We start from the raw sequence: 2,502 nt of genomic DNA, 5'->3' as shown, positions 1-2,502 counted from the left end.
TTTAAAACAATAGCATTATTGTAAAATGTTCCAGAATTATCTTTCATTTTATGGTTTTTATTACCTACAATGAGCACTTTAGGATTAGTATAAAGAAAATACATGTTATAAAAGGCAGCATATATATGAAAATAATTGTTATTAATAATTTCATCGAAAGGTATTACTTGTTCATATTGTGATAGAATTCTTAATTCTTTTATTCCATTTTCAATTTTAGAAAAATCTTTTGAATATTTATATATTTCTTTAATAAAAAACTCTAAATTGTCTTCTATAAATTGATCAACTTGTCCTTTTTCATCCTTGCGTATATTACGCATGGGTCTAGGAATATCGGGCAGAGTGAAATACGAGTCGACCATTTCTTCATGTATTTTACTTTCTAAGTGATAAGATTTTATCTTATAAACATAATCAGGAGGTATATTTTTAACAAAGCTATCATTTATACTTAAATCTATTTCCCAATTTTCTTTTTCTTTAGGCTGTAAAATCCATTCATTACTATTTTTAATGACATCAAGTTTTAATGCTTTTCTATAATAGATATTATTGCCTATTTCATTTTGTTTTTTATATATTTTATTTCCTATGAGATAAATTGACGGTTGTTTATGAGATATATAAAGATTATATATTATTGGATACATATCGGTATCGTATATTTCTCTTAAATAAAAACGATAACTAGGTTCTGATAATATGTGAAATCTGCCTTGATCATCAAGCTCTGAGGGTAAAAACAATAAAGGATTTCCAATCATTGTGTCTTCAAAATTATTCTTTAAATAGTCATCTGTTTCGACTTGTATAGGAGCAACCATAGTTCCATAATACCCCGTTCGAGATCCAGAGTTAATTTTTTGGACATAATCTCCAAATATAAAAACAGTGGGCGTAATACCATTCTCCTGTTTGCTAAATGTTTCTGAAAATTTTTTAATTTGTAACACAAGAGAATTTGCATGTTTTTTGACAAGAGACTCAATAAAAGGACGTTTTTCATTTAAATCTTGTAATTGTTTGTATACTTCGTATTTCATTATGTATTCTCTAGATATATATAAGTCATCACTAAGATTGGATAAAGATTTGATGTCACTTTTTTCAAAATCTTTTACTTTATGTTTATCACAAGACAAAATAAAAAAGATAAAAACAACTATCACAAAATACATTCTCATAAAATTTCCTTATATCAAATCTCAAAAAAATATTCAGGGTGATTTATATTTTTTAATTATATAACATGATAACATTAAACGTATAAAATAAGTTGTATTTTGTTTTATATGGGTAAGTAAAATTAAAAAATTTAACATTTTTATTTTTATATTAACTTTTAAGATTTTTTATATAAAGTCCATTTAGGAGTAGATCTATCAACCGATACTGAATGCCAAATATGACGTAATTTTAATGTGTGATACTTTGATTGTATAAAAAATGATATACTAGGAGTTTCTTTACTTGTATACATATTATAAATTACAGGATAGACATAAGCATATCCTATTTCAGTAAATGTATCTTCTTCGTATAATGCATTTATAATTGGATTTTGCAGTATTTTATTATTGTTTAAATGATATTCAAGGTCAGTAGCATTTATTAATTGTCTATATGCTCCATTAATACGTACTTGCATATATGTTTTTTCAATATCATCATTACAAAGTTCTTCAATAATAGCTTTAATTTGTCTTAGTAGAGAATTTGCTTGTTCTTTAATAAGAGAATCAATAATATGTTGATCCTTTTTTGCATTTTTTATTTCTTGGTAAATATTTTGTTTAAGCAAATATTGGTGTATTTCAGATGAATCATTCTCAGAGAGATACAACTTGCACGATTCACATTTATTGATAATATCATTATTTAAAGTAACAGGTTCAACTGGTACTTGCTCTAGTAGAGGTTCTTGACTAATCTTGATTCTATTATGATCAAATTTCTTATCAATGTTTAAAACAATAGCATTATTGTAAAATGTTCCAGAATTATCTTTCATTTTATGGTTTTTATTACCTACAATGAGCACTTTAGGATTAGTATAAAGAAAATACATGTTATAAAAGGCAGCATATATATGAAAATAATTGTTATTAATAATTTCATCGAAAGGTATTACTTGTTCATATTGTGATAGAATTCTTAATTCTTTTATTCCATTTTCAATTTTAGAAAAATCTTTTGAATATTTATATATTTCTTTAATAAAAAACTCTAAATTGTCTTCTATAAATTGATCAACTTGTCCTTTTTCATCCTTGCGTATATTACGCATGGGTCTAGGAATATCGGGCAGAGTGAAATACGAGTCGACCATTTCTTCATGTATTTTACTTTCTAAGTGATAAGATTTTATCTTATAAACATAATCAGGAGGTATATTTTTAACAAAGCTATCATTTATACTTAAATCTATTTCCCAATTTTCTTTTTCTTTAGGCTGTAAAATCCATTCATTACTATTTTTAATGACATCAAGTTTTAATG

General features: G+C 25.0%; 2 pseudogenes. Both read right to left on the bottom strand.

From position 1 onward, the window contains the following. Window positions 1-1,187 (bottom strand): annotated as a pseudogene (locus U880_RS0103000) (hypothetical protein); the annotation flags it as partial. Window positions 1,188-1,345: 158 nt separating this feature from the next. Further along, a pseudogene (locus U880_RS11165) lies at window positions 1,346-2,502 on the bottom strand (hypothetical protein); the annotation flags it as partial.

This window comes from Borrelia hispanica CRI, from assembly GCF_000500065.1.
Lineage (GTDB): Bacteria > Spirochaetota > Spirochaetia > Borreliales > Borreliaceae > Borrelia > Borrelia hispanica.
This window is presented reverse-complemented; position numbering and strand designations above follow the sequence as displayed.